A 22513-nucleotide genomic window follows, 5' to 3' on the forward strand; every position below is an offset into this window, starting at 1 on the left:
TGTTGCGCGGGCTGCTTGCTGCCGTTTCACGGCCCCGGCCGCATGGAGAGAAAGACCATGAGCGAATTCGATCTCGTCATCCGCGGCGGCACGGCCGTCACCGCCAGCGACATCGGGTCTTTCGATATCGGCGTAACGGGCGGCGCCATCACGGCGATCGGCGCGGGATTGCCGCGCGGCAAGGAGGAAGTCGACGCGCAGGGGCTGCTCGTCCTGCCGGGCGGCGTCGATACCCACGTCCATCTCGACCAGCCCTTTTCCTCGGGCGCCGACATCGCGGATGGCTTCGATAGCGGCACGGCCTCTGCGGCCGCCGGCGGCACGACCACCGTTGTCTGCCATGCCCCGCAGATCCGGGGCGGCTCGCTCGCTGGGGCGGTTGCCGCTTATGCCGAGAAGGCGAAGCAGGCGCGGATCGACCATGCCTTCCATCTGCTGGTCAACGACCCCACCCCGGAGGTGCTGGAGAAAGAATTGCCGGCGCTGGTTGAGGCCGGGCATCGCTCGGTCAAGATCTTCATGACCTATGACAGCAACCGGCTGGGCGACGCGCAGATCTTGCAGACGCTCGCGGCGGCGCGGCGGGCCGGTGCGCTGGTCTGCGTTCATGCCGAGCATCACGAATTGATCACCTGGCTGACGCAGGCGCTGCTGGCGGCCGGGCAGACGGCGCCGCGCCATCTCGCCTGGGCCAAGCCCATGGTGGTCGAGCGCGAGGCGACCCATCGCATCCTCGCATTGGCCGAAGCGCTGGATACGCCGATCCAGGTCTTCCATGTCTCCGGCCGGCAATCCGGCGAGGAGGTCGAGCGGGCGCAGAAGCGCGGACAGAAGGCCTGGGCCGAGACCTGTACGCAATATCTCGTGCTCGACGAGGCCGATATGGATCGGCCGGGCTTCGAGGGCGCGAAATTCATGATCTCGCCGGCGTTGCGCTCGGCCGCCGATCGCGAGGCACTCTGGCAGTTCCTGCGCGACGGCGTCATCGATATCGTCTCGTCCGATCATTCGCCGCTGCGCTATGACGATCCGCGCGGCAAGAAGCAGCACGGCGAGAACGCGCCCTTCAATAAAATTCCGAACGGCGTGCCCGGCCTCGCAGCCCGATTGCCCATCCTCTATTCGGAAGGCGTCGCCAAGGGGCGCATCGACTTGCGCTGCTTCGTCGATCTCGTAGCCACCAACCCGGCCCGCCGCTTTGGCCTCGCGCCGCGCAAGGGCGCTCTGGCGGTGGGTGCCGACGCCGATGTCGTGCTGTTCGATCCGAACCGGCGCGTCATTCTCACCAACGCCATGCAGCATCACGGCAGCGATTACACGCCCTACGAGGGCATGGAATTGCGGGGCTATCCCGTGGCGACGTATCAGCGCGGCCGCCTTGTCTTCGATGGCGAGCGCGTGCTGGCGCAGCCGGGGCAGGGGCGACTGCTGGCGCGCGGTCCCTATACCGAAATCAGGCCGACGGGCCGTTTCCCGACGCCGTTCGACCCGTTCGCATAAGGCCGGCAAGGAGGGCGCTCAGGCGCCCTCCGGCTTTCCGAGCGGGGCGCCGACCCCGGTCCGCTCGGTGAGCAGGCCGTAATGCTCGACGCGGCGGTGGCGGGCGAAATCGAAGATCGTCGCCTTGCCGAAGCGGGTCTCGTCGAGATCGCAAGGGTGGACGAGCACGCCGTCCTCCTCATGGTCGAGCTCGCCGACGATCTTGCCGTCCGGTGCCGCGATCAGGGTTCCCCCGAAGAGCGGGTGCCCATCCTCGTTGCCGGCCTTGGCGACGGCCACGACCCAGGTCGAGTTCTGGTAGGCGCCGGCCTGCACCGAGAGCCGGTGGTGGAACAACCGGTCGGCCGTCGTCTCGTTGGGTGATTGCCCGTTGGCGGATGGCGTATTGTAGCCGAGCACGACCATCTCGACGCCCTGCAGGCCCATGACGCGATAGGTCTCGGGCCAGCGCCGGTCGTTGCAGATCGCCATGCCGACAAGTCCGCCCTCGAATTCCCAGACCGGGAAGCCGAGATTGCCGGGCTCGAAATAACGCTTCTCGAGATGCTGGTGCGCTCGTTCCGGGTCGATCTCGACATGGCCCGGCAGATGGACCTTGCGGTATTTGGCGGCGATCCGGCCACTGCGGTCGACCAGGATAGCGCTGTTGAAATGCCGGCCCTCGGGCGTGAGCTCGGCGTAGCCGAAATTCATGGCGAGGCCGAGTTCGCGGGCCCGATCGAACAGCGCCTGCGTATCCGGGCCGGGCATGCTGCGCTCGAACCAGTGATCCGCCTCGGCACGATCCTCATGGTACCAGCGCGGGAAGAAGGTGGTGAGCGCGAGCTCGGGAAACACCACGAATGTCGCGCCCTGCGCCTTCGCCTTCTCCAGCAGCGCGATCATCCGGTCGACGACCTGCTTGCGGCTGTCGGCTCGCTGGATCGGACCCAACTGAGCGGCGGCGACGGTGATGACGCGGGACATCGGCAGTTTCCTGGTATGGCCTGTGACCGGGTTCATTTGATGGAGCGGCCGTGGGTCCTGCTCCCTCGACAAGCTCTAGAGGCCCTGGCTCCATTGTTCTCATGCTTTATTCGGGATCAGGCATAACCTGATGTTATCCGGTTTCCGCTCATTTTGGCGTCAGGCTTGTGGGCGCCGCCGCAAGTACCAAAGCGCGAAGGCGCCGGAGACCGCGAGCTGGCCGGCGACGAGCAGGAAGGGCCAGTCGAAGCTGCCGGTCCGGTTCGCGATCACGGCAAAGGCCAGCGGCCCGCAGATCGAGCCGACGAAGCCGAACAGGCTCGCGCCAGAGGTCACGTCGCCGATCAGGGCGGGCGGCGAGACCCGCGCAAGCTCCGCCATATGGACGCCGTTCCAGCCCATCGAGGTCGCCCCGACCAGCGCCATGCAGAGATATATCAGCGAGGGATTCGCGCTGCCCAAGCCGATCAGCAGGGCGATGGCCGAGCCCGCGGCGAGCGCCAGCAGGCAGAGCAGGTGCAGGCCATTGCCCATCCTGTCCGCCAGCCAGCCGAAGAAGATGCGCGCGACGGTGCTGGCGACGAGCAGGGTCGCGACGAGATGCCCGGCCTGGGCCAGCGTCTTGCCATGCTGGGTGACCATATAGGTGGCGGTGAAGGCGGTGATGCAGGCCTGCGTGATCGAGAAGGAGACGCCGAGCGCCGCCAGCATCGGCAGCGAGCCATGCGAGCTCAGGACCCGCGCCGAGCGCGACAGCGAGGAGGGCGACAGGAACATCCGCGCCCAGGCCCGGTTCTGGGTGCCCTTTTCCGCGTCGAGACTCCTGCGGAACGGCTGCACCACGAGCGCGCTGATCAGGACGACCGCGACCACGGCCCAGATCGCGCCGACGAGGCCGAACCCCGACACCATCGGCGCGATGGCGAAGCCCGCAATGGCGCCGCCGAGCGGAACGCCGGCCTGCTTGATCGAGAAGACCAGCGTCCGGTGGCCGGCCGGCGCCGTGCGCATCAGGATCTGGCTGCCGGCCGGGGTATTGGGGGCAAGGCCGAGGCCGACCAGAAGGGCGCCGGCAAGACCAATCACCGCGAAGGGCAGCGACAGGAGCAGAAGCCCGGCTGCGACGAAAGCCAGCCCGATCTGCAGCGCCCGGACCGGTCCGTGGTGGTCGAGCATCGGGTTGCCGCAAGCGAGGAACCAGCAGATGCCGACCGAGACCACGGCGGAGACATAGCCGATGCTTTCAGGCGCGAGGCCCCAGCGCAGGGTCAGCAGCGGGCCGAGAAGTGGAATGGCGGCCCCGGCGAAGGAGCTCATGACCTGGACGAGCAGAGTGGCGCTGAGCGCGCTTCCCCACAAAGGCAGCTTCAAGGCGGTTCCCCCGATCCCGTCGCTGCACGCCTGCATCCCGCTTCTTTGAGTCGAGAGGGTGAGGCGGCAGTGTCGGAAACGTTCTTCCGGCAAGGGCCGCGGGCGGTCGAGATGGATTGGTGGGCTGGCGGGGCTGCGTCAGGAGCATATGGGCGGTCGCGGGCGCCCTCAGCCGGCCGGGGCATGGAGCGACATCTCGAGGGACCGCTTCAGGCGTTTCCGTCAGCTCCGGGCATAGACATCCTCGAGCCGAATGATGTCGTCCTCTCCGGTATAGCTCCCGACCTGAACTTCGATGAGTTCGAGGTCGATCTTGCCGGGATTGGCGAGCCGGTGGGTGCAGCCGATCGGAAGATAGATCGACTCGTTCTCGTGGACATGGCTCACTTGCCCGTCGAGCGTCACCTCGGCAGTTCCACGCACGACGATCCAGTGTTCGGAGCGGTGGAAATGCTTCTGCAGGCTCAGCTTGCCATCGGGTTTGACGTTGATGCGCTTGACCTGGAAGCGGGCCCCGAGATCGATTCTCTGATACCACCCCCACGGCCTGTACATCCGAAGATGCTCTGTCGCCTCCGGAACGTTCTGCTTCTTGAGCGACTCGACGAGGGTCTTGACCCTGCCGGCTTCGGATTTCGGTGCGATCAGCACGGCATCGCGCGTGGCGATCGCGACGATATCCTTCACGCCGATGGCGGTGAGCAGCATGTCGTCGCTGCGCAGGAGCGAATTCGTTGTGTCGATGGCGACGACACGCCCTTGCAGCACGTTCTCCGCCTCGTCCTTGACCGCCACGGCATGGATCGAATCCCAGGAGCCGATATCCGACCAGTCGAAGCTCGCGGCAAGGACGCCGGCCTTGTCGGTCTTCTCCATGACCGCATAATCGATCGAGGTTTTCGGAATCCGGCCGAAAGCGTCCGGGTCGAGGCGAACGAAATCCAGGTCGGTTTTGGCGGCCTCGATGGCCGCGCCGGCGCCGGCCAGGATTTCAGGCGCGAAGCGCTCCAGTTCGCCGAGCATGGTGGCGACCGAAAAGACGAAGTTGCCGCTGTTCCACAGGAAGCCCCGATCGAGATAGCCCTGCGCGGTCGCCTCGTCGGGCTTCTCGACGAACCGCTCGAGGCGGGAGGCCTTGGGGGCGCCGAGCGAGGCGCCGGCCTCGATATAGCCGTAAGCCGAAGATGGCGCCGTTGGCGTGATACCCAGCGTCATGATGAGGCCGGTTGCGGCAATCGCCCCGGCGGCTGCGCAATCGGTTCGGAAGTTCGCGATATCCATGATGACGTGGTCGGCGGCGAGTGCGACCGCCACGGCAGCAGGATCCTGTGCCTGTGCGAGCAACGCGCCAATCGCGACAGCCGCTGCCGAATCCCGCCTTTCCGGCTCGATCACGATATCGCCCGCGATGCCGAGAGCTTGCATCTGTTCCGCTGCGACAAAGCGGAACGCGTTATTCGTCACGACGATCGGACGCCCGAACGGCGCTCCCGCCACCCGCAGCAAAGTCGCCTGAAAGGTCGACAGGCCGTCATCCAGCAGCCGGATGAACTGTTTGGGCATGGAGTCCCGCGAGACCGGCCAAAGCCGCGTCCCCGCTCCACCGGCCATGATGAGGGGCGTGATCGTCGAGGTCGTCATATGGGCTTCAGCTCGGCTGGGAGTGAAACGGGCGGTGAAAACGACGCTGGGAATGGCGTGTCATCGGTGTCGCTTCACTGCCTGGGCACGTCAATGTCGAGGGCATGATGTGACACGAGGCCCTTTAAAAAACCTTCATCCGATCTTCTGCGCCGCGGCTGCGCTACGCGACGAAATGCGATCACCCTGCTCATGAGCCCGCTCTTGAGTGCAGCGCGCTTTACCGCTCCAGCCGCGCTTACGATGAGGAAGCCGGCTCGATCAGCACGAGCCTCTTCCCGGCCTGGACCGTCTCGCCCGGCTGGCAGGCGATCTCGGCGACCACGCCGGCGGCGCCGGCCGCAAGCGAGGTGAAGAGCTTCATCGATTCCAGCACCACGACGACCTGCCCGGCCTCGACCTTGTCGCCCGGCGCGGCGCGGACCTCGACCACGACGCCCGGCATCGGGGCGAGGATCGCCCCGGAACCAGCTCCGCGGCCGCCGGCCGCTGCCGCAGGCCGGGCCTCGCTGCCGATTCCGATGTCGAAGGTTTCGCCGTCGAGTACCAGCCGAACGCGCTCGCCGCGGGTCGCATGGCTACCGCGCAGGACGCGGTTCTCGAAGGAGAGCTCGAAGCTTGCGGGGCTGACGCGGAGAGCCAGTTCGATCTCCCCGTCAGCGTCGAGAACAATGCGTCGGCCATCCCGCAGCAGCCGGACTTCCAGCTTCGTCGCGCCATCTTCTTCCTCGGCGATCAGGCGGCTTGTCGCGACGCCGCCGGCGGGCGCCAGCAGGCGGAAGCCCGCGAGCGCGTTCCAGGCATCGACACGCGGTCGCAGCCTCGCTTGCTGTTCCAGCCAGAGCAGGGCGGCGACGGCGCGTGCCAGCCGCTGCCGGGGCCGCCTGGCCGTCCAGCCATCGGCGAAGGCCTCCTCGATGAAGCGCGTCGTCGCCTTGCCTTGTGCGAAGAGCGGATGTTCGACCGCGTCGATCAGGAAGGGCAGGGTGGTTGCCGGGCCGAGAATGGCGAAATCGCGCAGGCCCGCCGCTAAGCGCGCGCAAGCCGTGGCACGGTCCGGCCCGGCCGCGATCGCCTTGGCCAGCAGCGAATCGTAGAACAGCGTGACTTCGGAGCCGGCCCGCATGCCGCTGTCGATCCGGATGGATGCCGGCTCTGCATAACCTGTGATCAGCCCGGTATCGGGTCTGAAACCCTGGTCGGCACGCTCGGCGGTGATGCGGGCCTCGATCGCGTGTCCCCGTTCGCGGATTTCGGGCTGCAGGGCCGGCAGCCTTTCGCCGGAGGCGATCCGGATCTGCCATTCGACGAGGTCGTAGCCGGTGATCGCCTCGGTCACGGGATGCTCGACCTGCAGGCGCGTGTTCATCTCGAGGAACCAGGGCTCGTCGAAGCCGTCTTCCAGGATGAACTCGACGGTGCCGAGATTGTCGTACCCGATGGCCTTGGCCAGCGCGACGCCACGCTCCAGCAGCTTCGTCCGGATTGCAGGCGCGAGATTGGGCGCGGGGGCCTCTTCCAACACCTTCTGGTTGTTGCGCTGGACCGAGCAGTCGCGCTCGAACAGATGCACGACATGGCCGTGCTTGTCGCCGGCCACCTGCACTTCGAGATGGCGCGGGCGCATCACCAGCTTTTCGATCAGCAGGGCGGGATCGCCGAAGGCTGCCTGCGCCTCGGCCCGCGCCATGTCGAGCGCCGGCACCAGTTCCTGCGCCGAGAACACGCGGCGCATGCCCTTGCCGCCGCCGCCGGCCGAGGCCTTGATCATCACGGGATAGCCGATCCGCGCCGCCGCATCCGCCAGCGCCGCGTTCGACTGGTCCTCGCCGGCATAGCCGGGCACGCTCGGCACGCCGGCCTTCTCGGCGATGAGCTTGGAGCCGATCTTCGGCCCCATCGCGGTGATACATTCGGCGGAGGGGCCGACGAAGATGCGCCCCGCTTGCCGGCAAAGCAGCGGCAGGTCCGGCTTCTCGGAAAGGAAGCCGTAGCCTGGATGGATCGCATCAGTGCCGCTGCGCGCTGCGGCCTCCATGATCGCTTCCGCCCGCAGATAGCTGTCGCGCGCGGCTGCGGGGCCGATGCGCACGGCCTCGTCGGCAACGGCGACATGCTGCGCATCGCGATCGGCATCGGAGAAGACGGCGACGGTGCGGATGCCGAGGCGCCGGCAGGTCCGCATGATCCGCACGGCGATTTCGCCGCGATTGGCGACGAGGAGGGAGCCAATCATCGGGGTCACATCCTGTAGACGGGGCGATGTCCGGGCAGGTCGATCTCGCGGGCGGCAAGTGAGAGGCAGAGACCCAGCACGTCCCGGGTCTGGGCCGGCTCGATGATGCCATCGTCCCAGAGCCGGGCCGTCGCGTAATAGGGGGTGCTCTGCTCTTCGAACTGGCGGCGCGTCTCGCGGTCAAGCTTTTCGATATCCGCGTCATTCGCGTTGCCGCGCGTCAGGCTCGATCGCCTGAGTTCGGTCACTACAGTCGCTGCGACATCGGGCGACATCGTCGCGATGCGCGCGTTCGGCCAGGCGAACAGGAAGCGCGGCTGGAAGCCGCGGCCGCACATGCCGTAATTGCCGGCGCCATAAGAGCCGCCGATGATGATGGTGTAGCGCGGCACGCGCGCGTTCGAGACGGCATAGACCAGCTTGGCCGAATGCTTGGCGATGCCGCCGCGCTCCGCCTCGGTGCCGACCATGAAGCCGGTGATGTTCTGCAGGAACAGCAGCGGAATCCGGCGCTGGTCGCAGAGCTCGATGAAATGCGCGCCCTTCAGCGCACTGTCGGAGAATAGCACGCCGTTATTGGCGATGATGCCGACCGGCTGGCCGTGGATATGCGCGAAGCCGGTGACCAGCGTCGCGCCGAAATCCGGCTTGAAGGCATCGAAGACGCTGCCGTCGACCATGCGGGCGATGACCTCGCGCACGTCGAAGGGCTGCTTCAGGTCGGTGCCGACGATCGCCTCGATCTCGGCGGGGTTGTAGAGCGGTGCCGTGGTTGCGCGGGCAGGAGCACGCGGCGGCACTGGCCAGTTGAGCGCGCCGACGATGTCGCGGAGCTTGGCGATCGCCTCGAATTCGTCTTCGGCGAGATAGTCGCTGACGCCCGAGACCTGCGTATGCATCTCGGCGCCGCCCAGGGTCTCCCCATCGACAATCTCGTTGATCGCGGCCTTGACGATCGGCGGCCCGCCAAGATGGATGCGGCCGGTGCCGCGCACCATCACGACCTCGTCGGATAGCGCCGGGATATAGGCCCCGCCGGCCGTGCAGCCGCCGAACACGGCAGAGATTTGCGGCAGGCCAGCCGCCGACATCCGGCATTGCTGCAGGAAGGCCCCGCCGAAATGGTCGCGATCGGGGAAGACACGGTCCTGTTCCGGCAGGAAGGCGCCGCCGCAATCGACGAGATAGATACACGGCAGGCGATTCTCGAAGGCGATCTCCTGCGCGCGCAGGTGCTTCTTGACCGTCTCGTGGAAGAAGGAGCCGCCTTTCACCGTCGCGTCATTGGCGATGATCATGCAGGGCGTGCCGTGGACGACACCGATGCCGGTGACGATGCCGGCGCCCGGCACCTCGTTGCCGTAGAGCTCCCAGGCCGCGAGCGGCGAGAGTTCGAGGAAGGGCGAAAGCGGGTCGACCAGGAGGTCGATGCGCTCGCGCACAGGGATCTTGCCGCGCTCGCGATGCCGCGCCCTGAGCTTCTCGCCGCCGCCGGCGAGCACGCGCGCATGGCGCTCGCGCAAGGTCTGGATCAGCGCCTCGTAGGCGGTCCGCTTCTGCTGCTGCTCGGCTCCCGCGCCGATCCTGCTTTCGATGACCGGCATACGTGCAGAGCCTCCTCGGACGCCCCAGCGTCGATAGCCAAGCCTACCTACCGGTAGGCAGTTGGGCAAGCGGATTCGATTGCTGCGTGACGCCGCGCTTGGGCCGTTGGCCGGCGATACGGGCGAGGCAAAGCCGACGGCTTGGCAAAAGTGCAGATTTCTACGGCTAATGAAGGTTATCTGCTGCTTCAGATAAGGTCCCGACTGCTCGTCTGGACAAGATGTGATCTTTAGAAAATGCGTTCCTTGATTTCAGGAATCGGTTGTGGGCCGCTTAATCTGACGTTTTCTCGAAAGCGTCGGCCCGATGCGGTTACTCGATTCATCTGGAAGACCTTTTGCATTTTAGTAATTATGTTGCTGAAAATCGGAATGCTCGTAACCGATCGGCGATGCCGAGAGACCACACTGACAAGACGAAAACCGTCTTGATGTCGGAGTTCCGTTTTCAAACGGGCCGATCGATGGTAGTCGCCGAGTGGCTTAGGAGATTGGATCAGTGCGGGTTGGCCTTATTGCGATTCTGTCCGTCATGGCGTTGACGGGCTGCTCCAATCTGCCCGCGAGCGGCCCGTCGGCGGCTGACATCGTTGCTCAACCGGCTGCCGGAGAGAGTTTCGGTTTCGAATTGGTCGATCTGACGCCGGCGTCGCTGACCGCAATCAACGGGCGCGCGATCGACAGTTTCAACGGGAGTTTCGGCGACCACAGTGGAGCGACCGAGACGCGAATCGGTGTCGGTGACTTCATCGCCATCACGATCTGGGAAGCTGGTGCTGGCGGTCTTTTCTCGGCACCGCTGACAACGGACCGCTTCACGCCGGGGTCGCGCACCGCAACCATTCCCGAGCAGGCCGTCGCCCGCGACGGCACGATTTCGGTTCCCTATGCCGGTCGCGTCAGCGTCTCCGGCAAGACGACGGCCCAGGTCGAGGCGACGATCCAGGAGCGGCTCGCGGGCAAGGCGATACAGCCCCAGATCCTGGTGACGCTCAGCCGGCCGATCAGCAGCGCCGTCGCCGTGACGGGCGAGGTGGCGGCGGGCGGGCGCATTCCCCTGTCCAACAAGGGCGACCGCATTCTCGAGGTCATCGCCGCGGCTGGCGGCATTCGCGCGCCGGTTAATGAGACCGAGGTCCGGCTCACCCGCGGCTCGCGCACGCTCGCGGTGCCGATGATCACCATCGTCAACAATCCCCGCGAGAACATCTACCTGCGCGGCGGCGATACGCTGACGCTGGTGCGCAACCCGCGGACCTTCATCGCCGCCGGCGCGACCGGCCAGAATGCGGAGATTCCGTTCAACGCCGACGCGATGAACCTCGCCCAGGCGATCGCCAAGTCGGGTGGTCTGCTCGACTTCCGCGCGAATCCGGAGGGCGTTTTCCTCTATCGCTTCGAATCCGCCGAAATGCTGCGCCGGATCAAGCCGGACAGCCCGCTTCTCGGCATGGGCAGCAGGATTCCGGTCGTCTATCGCGTCAATCTGCGCGATCCCAACGGGCTGTTCGTGGCACAGGGGCTGCGGATGCAGCGCGGCGATATCCTCTATGTCTCGAACGCGCCGCTGACCGATCTGCAGAAGGCCTTCTCTGTCTTCCAGAGCCTGACAGCGCCGGCCGTACAGGGCGCCAGCATCGCGGCTGGCTTCAAGTAAGGCGGGACAGCGCGGATCATGCAGGCGCCGCCTCTGGGCGGCGCTGGCTGAGAGCGTGAACGGGTTGTTTGGACGAAGCGGACCGTGAATCAACTCCGAAGGCTTGAGGAAGAGGCGATCTTCCTGTTGCGGGAGACTGCCGCGCTGTTTCGGCGTCCTGTCATGCTCTATTCGATCGGCAAGGACTCGACGGTCCTCGCCCATCTGGCCGCCAAGGCGTTCTGGCCGGCAAAGCCGCCATTTCCTTTGCTGCACATCGATACGACCTGGAAGTTCCGCGAGATGATCGCGTTTCGCGATCGGCTCGCACAAGCACTCGGCTTCGAATTGCAGGTGCATATCAACCGAGACGATGCTGCGCGCGGCATCTCGCCGTTTTCCGTCGATGCGAACACCTATACCCGCATCATGAAGACCGACGCCCTGAAGCAGGCGATGGAGCAGGGGGGCTTCGATGCTGCGATCGGCGGAGCGCGGCGGGATGAGGAGAAGAGCCGCGCCAAGGAGCGCATGTTCTCGCTGCGCAGCCCGCAGCATGGCTGGGAACCGCGCAGCCAGCGCCCGGAATTCTGGCGCCTGGCCAATCCACATCTGCGGCCGGGCGAGACCATGCGCGTCTTCCCGCTGTCGAATTGGAGCGAGCGCGACGTCTGGCGCTACACGCTCGCCGAAGGCATCCCGATCGTGCCGCTCTATCTGGCCCGCCCGCGTCCCGTTGTGCAGCGCGGCGGCTCGCTCATCGTGGTGGACGACGAGCGCTTGCCGCTCCAGCGGGGCGAAGTTCCCGAGATGCGATTGGTCCGCTTCCGCTCGCTGGGCTGCTATCCGCTCTGCGGAGCCGTCGAATCGCAGGCGGCGACAGTTGCCGAGGTGGTCTCGGAGCTGGAAGCGGCCACGACCTCTGAACGCCAGGGTCGGCTGATCGACGGCACGGGCTCTGCCTCTATGGAAGCGAAGAAGCGGGAGGGCTATTTTTGAACCCCGTTTCCGCCTCCTATCGCGCCATCTTCGGCGAGAGCGAGCAGGCCTTGCCCGCCAGCCGCCCGGCTGCCCTGCGCATCCTGGCCTGCGGGGCAGTCGATGACGGAAAATCGACGCTGATCGGGCGCCTGCTTTATGAAGCCGGTGCGGTGCCGGACGATCAGCGCGCAGCCCTTGCCGCGGATTCGCGCCGCTATGGCGCCGCCGATGGCGAGATCGACTTCGCCCTGCTGACGGATGGGCTTGAGGCCGAGCGCGAGCGCAACATCACGATCGATGTCGCCTATCGCTACATGTCGACCGCGAAACGCGATTTCATCATCGCCGACACGCCGGGCCACGAACAATACACCGCCAATATGGCTACCGGAGCCTCGCAATGCGAGGTTGGGATCATATTGGTCGATGCCGTTCGCGGCCTCCGGCCGCAGACCTTCAGGCATGCTGCGATCTGCAGCATCCTCGGCATCCGGCATGTCGTCCTGGCGGTCAACAAGATGGATGGCGTCGGCTTCTCGCAAGAGCGCCTCAACGAGATCGTGGCGGAATTCGCGCCGACGGCGAAGCACTTGCAGCTTGAGATGGCCGCGATCCCGATTTCGGCTCGCCGTGGCGACAATGTCTTGAGCGTCAGCACCGCGATGCCTTGGTATCGAGGCGTCTCGCTTCTACAGCATCTCGAACAGATCGAAATCGTCGGCCGCGATGGCGGGGCGGATTTGCGTGTGCCGATCCAGAGCGTGAGCCGCACGCCGGAAGGCGAACGGCTCTACACCGGCACCATTGCCGCGGGAACGCTCTCGGTGGGCGATCGGGTCAAGGTCGTGACCAGCGGCGCTGAGGCCGCCGTCCATCGTCTGATCGGCAGTGAAGGGCCGGTTCAGCGAAGCGAGACGGGGACGGCCGTAGCTGTGACATTGGTTCCGGAGATCGATCTCGGCCGAGGCGATCTGCTGTATGCAGGAGCCGACGCTCCGGCGCGCTCCAGTCATTTTTCGGCGCATGTGGTCTGGTTTGCCGATCACTCTCTGTTCGCCGGGCGGGACTACGAGTTGCGCCTCGGAACTCTGACGAGTCCGGTGACGGTGACCGCAATCCGGGGCAAGCTCGACATCATCAGCGGAGCCCGCATCGCGGCCACCGAGATCATGCGTGACGAGATCGCGATCTGCCACCTGGCGACGCCCGGGACGATCGCCTTCGACAGCTACGCCCGATGCCGAACCACCGGCGGCTTTCTGCTGATCGACCGGGTCACGGGCGAGACCGTCGCGGCGGGCATGGTCCGAAACGCACTTGATCGTGGCAGTAATCTGTTCGCACAGAATCTGACGATCGATCGCCGGGCGCGCGAGAATCTGCTCGGTCAGAAGGGGGCGGTGCTCTGGTTCACCGGTTTGTCCGGCGCGGGGAAATCGACTATCGCCGATGGTATCGAGCGCCGGCTGCACGCAAAGCGTAAGCTGACGATCCTGCTCGACGGCGACAATGTCCGCCTCGGACTGAATCGCGATCTCGGCTTCACCGAGGGCGACCGCGTCGAGAACCTGCGCCGTGTCGCGGAAGTCGCGCGCTTGATGGTGGATGCTGGGCTGATCGTGCTGTGCAGCTTCATTTCGCCCTTCGCTGCCGATCGCGCCATGGTCCGCGAGCGCCTGGCGGGCACGCCGTTTTTCGAGATCTTTGTCGATGCACCGCTCGATATCTGCGAGCATCGCGACCCCAAGGGCCTCTACGCCAAGGCCCGGCGCGGCGAGATCCGCAACTTCACCGGCGTGGATTCTGCTTATGAGCCGCCGGCCGCGCCGGATATTCATCTCGATGCCGGGCAATATGGGGCGGACGAGCTGGCTGATCGCCTCGTCCGTTTCCTGATGGAACAGGGCATCGCGACCTAGGGCATTTTCGAGCAAAGTAGACTCCGGTTCACATAAAGAACATGCGATGAAGCGAGGAGCTGAAGCATTTCCTCGATTTGGAGAAACGCGGACTTGCTTTGGCAAAGCCATCCGTCGAAGCCATTCATGCGCCGGAGTGCCCGGCCGGAGCAGACAGGTTGATGAAGAACACGCCTATTCCGTCACAGATGCCGATCCAACCCGGAAACCTTCTGTCGCTGGACGAGCTGCGCGGGCCGGACCGTTACCGTGTCGAATGCGTTTGCCGGGCTGCAAGCCAGGCCGTCTATGTTGGCGAGCATACGATCCTGTCGCGTGTCATTGGGCGCTACAAGATGTTTCTCGACGCGCGGGATGAAGGTTTCGGCGCGCATGTCATGCTCGATGGCTATTGGGAGATGTGGCTGACGCAGTTCATCGCCCGTCTGGTTGCCCCCGGCATGCATGTCGCCGATGTCGGTGCCAATTTTGGCTATTATTCGCTGTTGATGGCTGATCTCGTCGGCCCGGCTGGCCGGCTCCTGGCCGTCGAGCCCAACCCGCCCGTCGCCGATGCCTTGAGGAGGACGCTCAATCTCAACGGTTTTGGCAGTCGCAGCAGCATCGTGGCCGCCGCAGCCGGGGCAGGAGAGGGCGAGGGGCGCCTCATGGTGCCGGCAGGAGAACCGAAGAATGCAGCGCTGGTAAACAGGACTGCGCCGAACGAGGACAAGGCGCTGGTCGCGGTACCCATCCATAGCCTCGACATGCTGCTTCGCGACTTTCCTCGTGTCGATTTTCTCAAGATCGATGCGGAGGGAGCGGAGGAGGACATTATCCTCGGGCTGAACCAGGTTATCGAGCGTTGGCGGCCCCGGATCGTGCTCGAGTTCAATCCCGGACGCTGTCGTGATCCCCAAGGGCTGCTCGCTCGACTGCGGCGCTTCTATCCCGTGCTCAAATGCCTGGATTACTATGCGCAGGTTGCTCCGATCTCGGATCAGGAGTTGCTCGATCCGACCAATCGCGAAGATCGCCTGCTCTATCTGGACGGAGTTGCATAGGCGCGGTTCTCGGCCGCTGCCGCTTCGACGCAGATAGGTCGATCCAGCACGGGGCGAGACTGCAGGTAGCCGATGATCGAGAATAGGGATTGATGGTGGCGCTGCTGCTCGATTTTCTTCGCCTGCTCGGCCTCGTGATCGGGGCCGTGGTCGCGGTCATGCTGCTGACCGGGCTGTTCTTCGAGGTCATGAACGCACGCCATCCTGAGCGCCGTATCCAGAAGGACCGGGTCAACCGGCGCAAATGGAAAGAACTTCGCCAGGCGCCGATCTCGATCTTCACGCTTTCGGCCTGCTTCGCCTTCGGCCTGTTTGCGCAGCAGCAGGGCTGGTCGCTGGTGCCGCTGGACCTTTCCTGGTGGTCGGGGCCTATGACGCTGCTCGTCTCGGTCGTGCTCTACGATGCCTGGTTCTACTGGGTGCATCGTCTCCTCCACAGCCGCGTCTTCTACCGCTTCCACGCGCTGCACCATAAGAGCGTGGCGCCGACGGTCTGGAGCAACCATCACGAGAGCTTCGTCGAGGCGCTCCTCAATCAGGCCTATTACGCGATCGTCGTCTTCATCCTGCCGATCCCGTGGCAGATGCTCGTGCTGCAGAAACTCTACGATCAGGTCAGCGGGATGCTCGGCCATGCCGGTTTCGAACATTTCGCCTCGCCGGCCGGCCGCTCGCCCTGGCCGCTCGCCAGCACCGTGTTCCACGATCAGCATCACGGCACGTTCCGGTTCAATTACGGCCATACCTTCTCGCTCTGGGACCGCTGGATGGGCACGCTGCATCCGCGCTACGACAACACACTGAAGAGTTTCGAGCCGGCTGGGGGCGAGGCTGAGGCGTCCGAGCCGCAGGCTCGGAGCGGTCGTGATGCGGGCATTGGACCGTCCTGAGACGCTCTGCGCTGCGCCGCCTTAAGCGCCGCCGTCCTTCCGGTAGCGCTGGGCGAGATAGACGACCCCGCCCGCGCTCAGTTCGCGATAAAGCACGGACCCTTTCGAGCCCGCGAACTCGCTGATGAAGCCGCGCATGAAGCGAATCCTGGAGATGCGGGTCCGCTTGCGCTGCTCGGCCGCATCGAGCGCGGCGGTGACGCCTTGCGACAGGTCGGTTTCGCTCTGCAGTGTCAGGCCCGGCACCGCGAGCTGCTCGCGCAGCAGCGGAAGCGCGCTCTGGCCGCGCATGTCGGCGAAGGTGAGCCAGCCCCCCGGCGCCAGCACGCGCGCAACCTCGCGCGCGAAGGCCGGCACGTCGCCATAGCAATGCGAGGATTCGATATTGACGACGATATCGAACGAACCGTCCGGGAATGGCAGCTTCTCGGCATCGCCGATCGCGAAGGTCAGGTTCGCGGTGTCATGGTTGAGGCGGCGTGCCAGCCGCACGGTCGCGGGCGAGTAATCCAGCCCGGTGACGGCGGCCGGGCCGTGATAGCGGGCGATGTAGCGCGCCCCGCCGCCGCGGCCCGAGCCGATTTCGAGGACTCGCGCGCCCTGCACGGGCAAGCCGGCCACAGCCTGCGCATAGAGCCCGATGAAGGGGCGGTCGGCTTCATCGCCGCGTTCGAGCGGAAAGGCTTCCCCTGATGGCAGGAAGCCGTAATTCATGAAGCGCCAGTCATCGTCGCGCCAGCGCCGCGACAGGATGTTGTAGAGGCCGCGCCACAGCCATTTCCGGGCCCGCGGAAAGGCGCCCCTGTCGATGGCCTCCAGCAGACGGGAGAAGGCTTGGCTCGCCATCCGCGCGAGACCTCAGGCGCTGGGCTTTGGCGTAGTGGCGGCGGGCGGCGGCAGGTTGGCCGCCAGCCAGTCGCGCCCCTTGCGCATCAGCTCTTGGTCATCGCTGTTACGCGGGTCGAAGCCCGGCAGATAGTAGCGCAGCGTGTTCGGCAGACAGCGCCGCCAGTAGCCGGGATAGACCATGGTCACCCAGAAGAAGCGCAACCAGAAGCGCAGGCCCGTCTTGACCCCGTCGTTCTTCGCGTAGATCGGCACGTTACGCAGGAAGAGTACGAGGAAGGGGAACAGCGTGCCGTTCATGCCGAGGACACGGACGAAATAGCGCTTCCAGCTCGACATTCCCGGCGTCGCCGCCTTGAGCACGTCGAGCGCCACCGCCTTGTGCTCCAGTTCTTCGAGAGCATGCCACATCCACAGCCGCCGATAGGCCGGCGCGGCCTTGTCCATCAGTTCGGGATGGCGCAGCGTCAATGTCGACAGGGTTGCCGTCATATGCTCGATCGCGCAGGTGATCGAGAGCCGGTGCAGCGGGTTCTTGACGATCTCAAAGCCCTGCCGGATCGGCTTCTCCATCTTCTCGACATCGTAGCCGAGCGACATCATCGCGCGATTGTATTCCTCGTGCTCGCGCGTGTGATAGGCCTCCTGCACGGAATAGCCGTTGATCTCGGCGGCGAGTTCCTTGTCCTGCAGCTTCGGGCCGTAATGCTTCAGCGAGCGGATGAAGAAGCGCTCGCCTTCGGGCAGGAAGATCGACAACCCGTCGATCAGCACGGTCTTGATGATGTCGTCTTCCAGCCAGTGGCGCTGGGCGTTTTCGAGGATGCCGAAGCGGATATCACGCGGGATGATGTCCTCGGCATTGCCCATGTGCTGGCTGCCTGCCGCGTTCGAAGCATGTGCCATCAGCGCTTGTCCATCCGGTGGAGCGTCCTGCCGCATCGCTTTGTCGGCCGGGCCTACCTACTGCCGATTCTCGGTGTCGTCGAGGTCGGATTACGCAGCAAAGCTTGCTTCGCGCAGGGTTGCCTTGCAGAAATTCATGTGAAACGCCCGTATCTTAGAGCGGTTTCAAGGTGGAGAGATAATCCGCGAACTGCGCGACGGTCGGATAATCCTGCGTGACGCCGGGATAAAGCTCGACGCGATATTCCTGCTCGACTTCCAGGACGAAATGGACGGCGGCGGCGGAGTCGAGGCCGAGGCTGGCGAAGGTCGTCGCGGGCGCGATGCCGGCCTCGTCGATGTCGAGCATGGCGGCCAGGCTGGACCGGCAGAAACGTTCGATGTCTGGTGCAGGCGGCATGATGATCCGTCGGGTTGGGTGCGGGAGGCTCGCTTGTCGCGTCGGCGGGCTTGGGTCAAGCGGAGGCCGAGTCGCGATCCTCGATGTCTCCCGCCATGTTCCAGGCTTCGAGCGTCCCCTCCAGCCAGCGGAGCCTGGTCAGGTTACGCTGGACCTTTCCGCTCGTGGTCTTGGGCAGCGAGCCCGTCCGGATCAGCACCACCTTATGCAGGGCGACGTCGTGATTGTTGACAACCGCTGCCTGTACGGCCGCGACGACCTCGGCCTCTGCGATGCCATGGCGCTGCGTGCGCTCGACCTCCTGAACGACGATGATGCGCTCGACATCGTCGGCATCGGTGATGGTGAAGGCTGCGCCATGGTCGCGCCGCAGCGCGGGGTGGCTGGCGGCGACCGTCGCTTCGATATCCTGCGGATAATGATTGACGCCGCGGATGATCATCACATCCTTGATTCGGCCGACGACATGGAGCTCGCCCGCTGCGTCGAGATGCCCGAGATCGCCGGTCCGCAACCAGGAGCCGCTGGTGTCCGGCAAGTCTGTCTCCAGCTTGGCGCGGAAGGTCTGCTCGCTCTCCTCGGGGCGCTGCCAGTAGCCGCCGGCGACGCTCGTCGCCTGGATCCAGATCTCGCCGATCCCGCCCTGCGGCAGCGGGCGTCGCGTCTCCGGATCGGCGATCGTGATGGTCAGCCCGGTCATCGGCGCGCCGCAGCTGGCGCTGACGTGCCGGTCGGCGGTATCCGCGGGCGGTGCGATGCGAGCGGCCTTGAGCGCCTTGGCGCTGACCTCCAGCGTGCGGGGCAGGGAACCTCGCTTCGCGGCGGTGACGAGCAGCGTGGCCTCGGCCAGGCCATAGGCTGGACGCATCGCCCCAGGCGCGAAGCCATAGGGGGCGAAGGTCGCGGCGAACCGCTCCAGCGTCGCGGCCCTGACCGGCTCGGCGCCGTTGAGGGCGATTTTCCAACTGCTGAGGTCGATGCCTTCCATCTGCTCGGGCCGGAAGCGGTCGACGCAGAGATCGAAGGCGAAGTTCGGGGCGGCGCCGACCTCGGCGCGATGCTCGTGGATCGCGCGCAGCCAGTTGAGCGGGCGATGCATGAAGCCGGATGGCGTCAGCAGGACGCAGGGCGCGCCGAGATAGATCGGCTGCAGCAGGTTCATGATCAGACCGAGATCATGATAGAGCGGGATCCAACTGACATGCGCCGAATCCGCATGATTTCCGAGCCGCTCCCGCATCATCGCGAGATTGTCGATCAGGTTGCGGTGGCTCACCATCACGCCCTTGGGCGAGGAGGTCGAGCCGGAGGTATATTGCAGGAAGGCGAGGCCATCGGCATTGGGCCGGAAGGCCTCGAGCGGCGCGGGCTCTGGTGCCAGCGCGATCGGAAGGTGGCGGATGCCATGCACGGCCAGGCGCTCGCGCAGCAGGCCGCGCGGATCAGGATCGGAAGCCGGACTCAGCGCGAGCCGCGGCGCGCAATCCGCGATGATCGCCGCGCTGGCATCGTGATTCGCATTGCGGCGCGGCTGCATTATCGGCACCGCGACCACGCCCGCCATCAAACAGGCGAAATAGGCAACCACGAATTCGACGCTGGAGGGAAAGATCAGCAGGGCGCGGTCACCCGGCAAGGTTTCGGCCGCGAGCTGCCGCGCCAGATGCGCGGCCTGTGCATGAAGCGCGGCGAAGGTCAGGCTCGGCCGTTCGCCGGGACGATCGGAATAGACGGTCACGGCAGCGATATCCGGCCGAGACATGGCCTGATGCTGCAAGACCTCGGCCAGTGACGAAAAATGGCTCATCGCAATCTGTCTACGGAACAAGCGTCGTCAGCGGCCGGGAGTATATTGCTTCTGTCGCTTCCTCTTCTGCATCGAAGCGAGATCGAGGGCGCCTGCTTCCTTCTATGGAGCGCGTGTCGGGCGAGATCAACCTGCAAAAGCTTGCAAGGGCCCCGGCTGCATGTTGGCGCGAGTGATGCTAGAGCATGCCCGATCAGCTTCGTCATGCCGGCATGAGAGCCGGTGACGATTCGGTGGAACCAGGGATGGATGCTCTAGCTCAAGCCGGGACGGCGCCTGAAGCAGCACCAAAACTGCCTGAGGGCGATTCCCGCCCCTTGCTGCCCGTCATGGAAGTGCGCGAGCCGGCAAGGCGCTGGGCGGATGGCTCGGTCTCGGTCATCCTGCTGGTGCCGGCCCAGGCTTTCCTCTACGGGCCCTTCCTCCGCCTGCCGGAGGGGCGATATCGCCTGGCCTTCCGCTGCCGGGTGCGCATGCCTCTCCAGGGCGATCATCCCGTCATGGGCCTCGAAATCGTCGCGCAGAACCGGATCCTGCGCGCCTGGCGCGACTATAGCGCGGCGGAACTGCGCAGCGGCGAGCAGAGTCTGGCCTTCGAGGTGCCACGCGAGTTGGGCATCGAGGGTGGGGCCGACGTTCCCTTTGAGTTCCGCTTCACGCATTTCGGCAATGCCTTGCTGACCATGGTCGAACTGACCCTGCATCGCGAGCCCGGAATCGAGGTGCCTGAGAACATTCCGGCGGAACTCGAGCTCTGGCGATTGCTCGGCCGGCTCCGGGTCTTGCCGCTCCCCGGCGCAGTGCATCTGTCGCCGTTGTCGATCACGCCTCTGAAGCTGTGGCGCAGTTCGGCGATACTGCGGCTCCCGGCCGGAACCTATCGCGCAGAGATCGCCTGCGCGTTGAAGCGGGCCCGCCGTCCGTCTGAAGCTGCGCTGGCCATCGCCGTCGAAACGCGGGACGGCATTCCTCTGGGCGGGGAACAGTTCCGGGCGAGTGAGCTGGAAGCGGGGCGTGTTTCTTTCGAATTCACGGTTCCGCAGGATATCGGCCTCGACGCCGGTGTGCCGCGTACGATCGATATCCGCCTGCGTCATTTCCGCAATGCGAGCTTATTGTTGCGCTCGTTCGACCTGAGGCGCGTCTCGGCTGATGCTCCGGCCGCTGCGTCGCCGGCGCTGACCGGGCGGGTCGCGTCCTCTGGCAGCCGGAAGAAGCAGATCGTCATTTTCGGGAACTGCCAGGGCAATCTCCTGGCGGAGGCGCTGCGCTACCATTCCGGCTTCTCGCGCCATTTCGCGGTCAAGCACCACTACATGGAATTGCCTGCGAACCTGCACGAGCAGGGCCGGCGTGACCTGCAGGAATGCGACCTGCTCCTGATCCAGGACATCCGCGAATGGGAACAATATCCGCTGCGCGCCGATGTGCCGGGCGACCTGCCGACGCTGCGCTACCCATGTGTGCGCTTCGCTTCGCCCTGGCCCTTCGACGCGTTCAACGGACCTGATGACAGGCTCGCCCGCAATCGCGACCTGCCCAATTTCGAGTTCACTTATTTCGACGGGCTGCTGGGGCGGCTGCGGCGCCAGATTCCCGATCCCGAATTGCGTTTCCGAACCTATGAATCGCTGGCAATCGAGCGGGTGATCGATTTCAACCGCCTGCACCAGTTCGAGCAGACCCGTCTGGAGGGGATGGACCGGAAATTCCCGGCGGGAATCGGGGCCTATATCCTGGAGAATTTCAGGTCGAAGCAGATCTTCTACACAACGGCCCATCCCAATGGCCGAATCATGAAGATGCTGGTCAGGCAGGTCACCAGGGAGCTGGGGCTGTCGCTGAACTTCTGGCTGCCCGGGTCGCTTGATTCGCTGCGTCGCCTGCAGGTCCCGATCCACCCGAAGGTCGCGGCGGCGCTGGGGATCGGGTGGGCGGATGCCAGGCGCAAATATCTGGTGCGCGGCGAGTGGCTGACCTGGGAAGACTATTTCCGGAAGTACATCGCCTATTACGGGTAGGGGCAGTCGCGACCGCCGCCCAGCCGATTCCGGGCCTATTCGCGGCCAGCGGGCTCTTCGCGCGCGAGCTCGGCCGCATAGCTCGCGAGCAGGCAGACGAAGGTCGCGAACAGGCCGGCCGCCATCAACAGGACGGTGACGTCGCACCAGGTCATGGACAGGCCCGCGAATGTGAAGGGCGGGGCGCCGAAATAGAAGATCGTCGTGTTCATCAGGATGATGAGCAGGCGCATCTCCGTCGGCCCCCAGCCGACCAGCGAGATATGGAACTGGCCGGAGACACAGGCCTTGACCAGCGAATAGATCGACAGGGCGTGGTAGCCGGCGAGCGCCAGCAGGGCGAAGTCCATGCGCACATAGGCGGACAGGCCCATGCCGGCGCAGATCAGCAGGTTGCCGATGACATCGATCGTCTGGTCGAGGAAATAGCCGTATTTGGGCCGTTCGATCTTGCGGAAGCGGGCCAGGCTGCCGTCGAGCGAATCGCCCAGCCAGTGGAAGACGAGGCCGAGCGAGGCCAGCCACAGGAAGGCCGGCGACCACGCCGTCAGTACATAGCCCACCAGCGTGAGCGCGGCGCCGAAGATGCCGAAGGCGGTCAGCTTGTCGGGGGTGACCCGTGCCGGCATCCGCCGGACGAGCCAGGCCAGGGCCCTGCGCTCGGCTGCGCCGACGAGGCTGTTGTTGATGCGTATCAATGAATTCGACTGCTTGGTGCGGGATGGGCAGGCTAGCTATTGCCGAGC

At 65.4% G+C, this 22513-nt stretch carries 17 protein-coding genes; 7 read left to right on the top strand and 10 right to left on the bottom strand.

The annotated features are described in order from the left end of the window. The first annotated feature begins 57 nt into the window (after positions 1–57). A complete protein-coding gene (gene hydA, locus Q9235_RS19370) occupies positions 58–1500 on the top strand; it encodes a dihydropyrimidinase (protein WP_306223425.1) in 1443 nt (480 codons plus the stop codon). An 18-nt stretch (positions 1501–1518) separates the two neighbouring features. Here hydA and Q9235_RS19375 read toward each other — a convergent pair whose 3' ends face one another. The 5 genes from Q9235_RS19375 to Q9235_RS19395 all read right to left on the bottom strand — a co-directional run bounded on the left by Q9235_RS19375 (position 1519) and on the right by Q9235_RS19395 (position 9318). Continuing rightward, positions 1519–2466 (bottom strand): N-carbamoyl-D-amino-acid hydrolase, encoded by a 948-nt coding sequence (locus Q9235_RS19375; protein ID WP_306223426.1) that lies wholly within the window; start codon positions 2464–2466, stop codon positions 1519–1521. Between the two features lie 159 nt (positions 2467–2625). After that, the gene (locus Q9235_RS19380; RefSeq protein ID WP_306223427.1) at positions 2626–3837 is read right to left on the bottom strand and encodes an MFS transporter; all 1212 of its coding nucleotides are present in this window, start codon (positions 3835–3837) and stop codon (positions 2626–2628) included. 222 nt (positions 3838–4059) lie between these two features. Further along, positions 4060–5478, bottom strand: coding sequence for a mannose-1-phosphate guanylyltransferase/mannose-6-phosphate isomerase (locus Q9235_RS19385; protein WP_306223428.1), 1419 nt, complete (start codon positions 5476–5478; stop codon positions 4060–4062). A 238-nt stretch (positions 5479–5716) separates the two neighbouring features. Next, complete coding sequence (locus Q9235_RS19390) at positions 5717–7714, bottom strand: acetyl/propionyl/methylcrotonyl-CoA carboxylase subunit alpha (protein WP_306223429.1); 1998 nt, start codon at positions 7712–7714, stop codon at positions 5717–5719. A gap of 5 nt (positions 7715–7719) precedes the next feature. Continuing rightward, positions 7720–9318 (bottom strand): acyl-CoA carboxylase subunit beta, encoded by a 1599-nt coding sequence (locus Q9235_RS19395; protein ID WP_306223430.1) that lies wholly within the window; start codon positions 9316–9318, stop codon positions 7720–7722. Positions 9319–9850: 532 nt separating this feature from the next. Here Q9235_RS19395 and Q9235_RS19400 point away from each other — a divergent pair. The 5 genes from Q9235_RS19400 to Q9235_RS19420 all read left to right on the top strand — a co-directional run bounded on the left by Q9235_RS19400 (position 9851) and on the right by Q9235_RS19420 (position 15787). Continuing rightward, a complete protein-coding gene (locus tag Q9235_RS19400; protein ID WP_306223431.1) occupies positions 9851–10975 on the top strand; it encodes a polysaccharide biosynthesis/export family protein in 1125 nt (374 codons plus the stop codon). A gap of 84 nt (positions 10976–11059) precedes the next feature. Then, a complete protein-coding gene (gene cysD, locus Q9235_RS19405; RefSeq protein ID WP_306223432.1) occupies positions 11060–11953 on the top strand; it encodes a sulfate adenylyltransferase subunit CysD in 894 nt (297 codons plus the stop codon). 50 nt (positions 11954–12003) lie between these two features. Beyond that, positions 12004–13854 carry an adenylyl-sulfate kinase gene (gene cysC / locus Q9235_RS19410; protein ID WP_306228364.1) on the top strand — a complete coding sequence of 617 codons (1851 nt, stop codon included), beginning with the start codon at positions 12004–12006 and terminating at the stop codon, positions 13852–13854. 161 nt (positions 13855–14015) lie between these two features. Next, entirely contained in the window at positions 14016–14897 is an 882-nt protein-coding gene (locus tag Q9235_RS19415) for an FkbM family methyltransferase (protein ID WP_306223433.1), read from the top strand. 92 nt (positions 14898–14989) lie between these two features. Then, entirely contained in the window at positions 14990–15787 is a 798-nt protein-coding gene (locus Q9235_RS19420; protein ID WP_306223434.1) for a sterol desaturase family protein, read from the top strand. A gap of 21 nt (positions 15788–15808) precedes the next feature. Here the strand turns inward: Q9235_RS19420 and Q9235_RS19425 are convergent, their stop codons facing one another. From Q9235_RS19425 to Q9235_RS19440, 4 genes are all read right to left on the bottom strand, one after another. Further along, positions 15809–16633, bottom strand: coding sequence for a class I SAM-dependent methyltransferase (locus Q9235_RS19425; RefSeq protein ID WP_306223435.1), 825 nt, complete (start codon positions 16631–16633; stop codon positions 15809–15811). A 12-nt stretch (positions 16634–16645) separates the two neighbouring features. Then, entirely contained in the window at positions 16646–17539 is an 894-nt protein-coding gene (locus tag Q9235_RS19430) for a metal-dependent hydrolase (RefSeq protein ID WP_306223436.1), read from the bottom strand. Between the two features lie 154 nt (positions 17540–17693). Then, on the bottom strand, positions 17694–17939 hold the full coding sequence (locus Q9235_RS19435; protein ID WP_306223437.1) for an acyl carrier protein: 246 nt from the start codon (positions 17937–17939) through the stop codon (positions 17694–17696). A 55-nt stretch (positions 17940–17994) separates the two neighbouring features. Beyond that, entirely contained in the window at positions 17995–19677 is a 1683-nt protein-coding gene (locus Q9235_RS19440; RefSeq protein ID WP_422678215.1) for a fatty acyl-AMP ligase, read from the bottom strand. Between the two features lie 314 nt (positions 19678–19991). On the opposite strand from Q9235_RS19440, the gene Q9235_RS19445 reads away from it, so the two are divergent. After that, entirely contained in the window at positions 19992–21767 is a 1776-nt protein-coding gene (locus tag Q9235_RS19445) for a WcbI family polysaccharide biosynthesis putative acetyltransferase (RefSeq protein WP_306223439.1), read from the top strand. A gap of 35 nt (positions 21768–21802) precedes the next feature. Here Q9235_RS19445 and Q9235_RS19450 read toward each other — a convergent pair whose 3' ends face one another. Continuing rightward, positions 21803–22465: a CDP-alcohol phosphatidyltransferase family protein gene (locus Q9235_RS19450; RefSeq protein ID WP_306223440.1), complete on the bottom strand. Its 663-nt coding sequence runs from the start codon at positions 22463–22465 to the stop codon at positions 21803–21805. Positions 22466–22513 lie beyond the last annotated feature (48 nt).

This window comes from Bosea beijingensis, from assembly GCF_030758975.1.
In the GTDB taxonomy this organism is placed as follows: Bacteria; Pseudomonadota; Alphaproteobacteria; order Rhizobiales; family Beijerinckiaceae; genus Allobosea; species Allobosea beijingensis.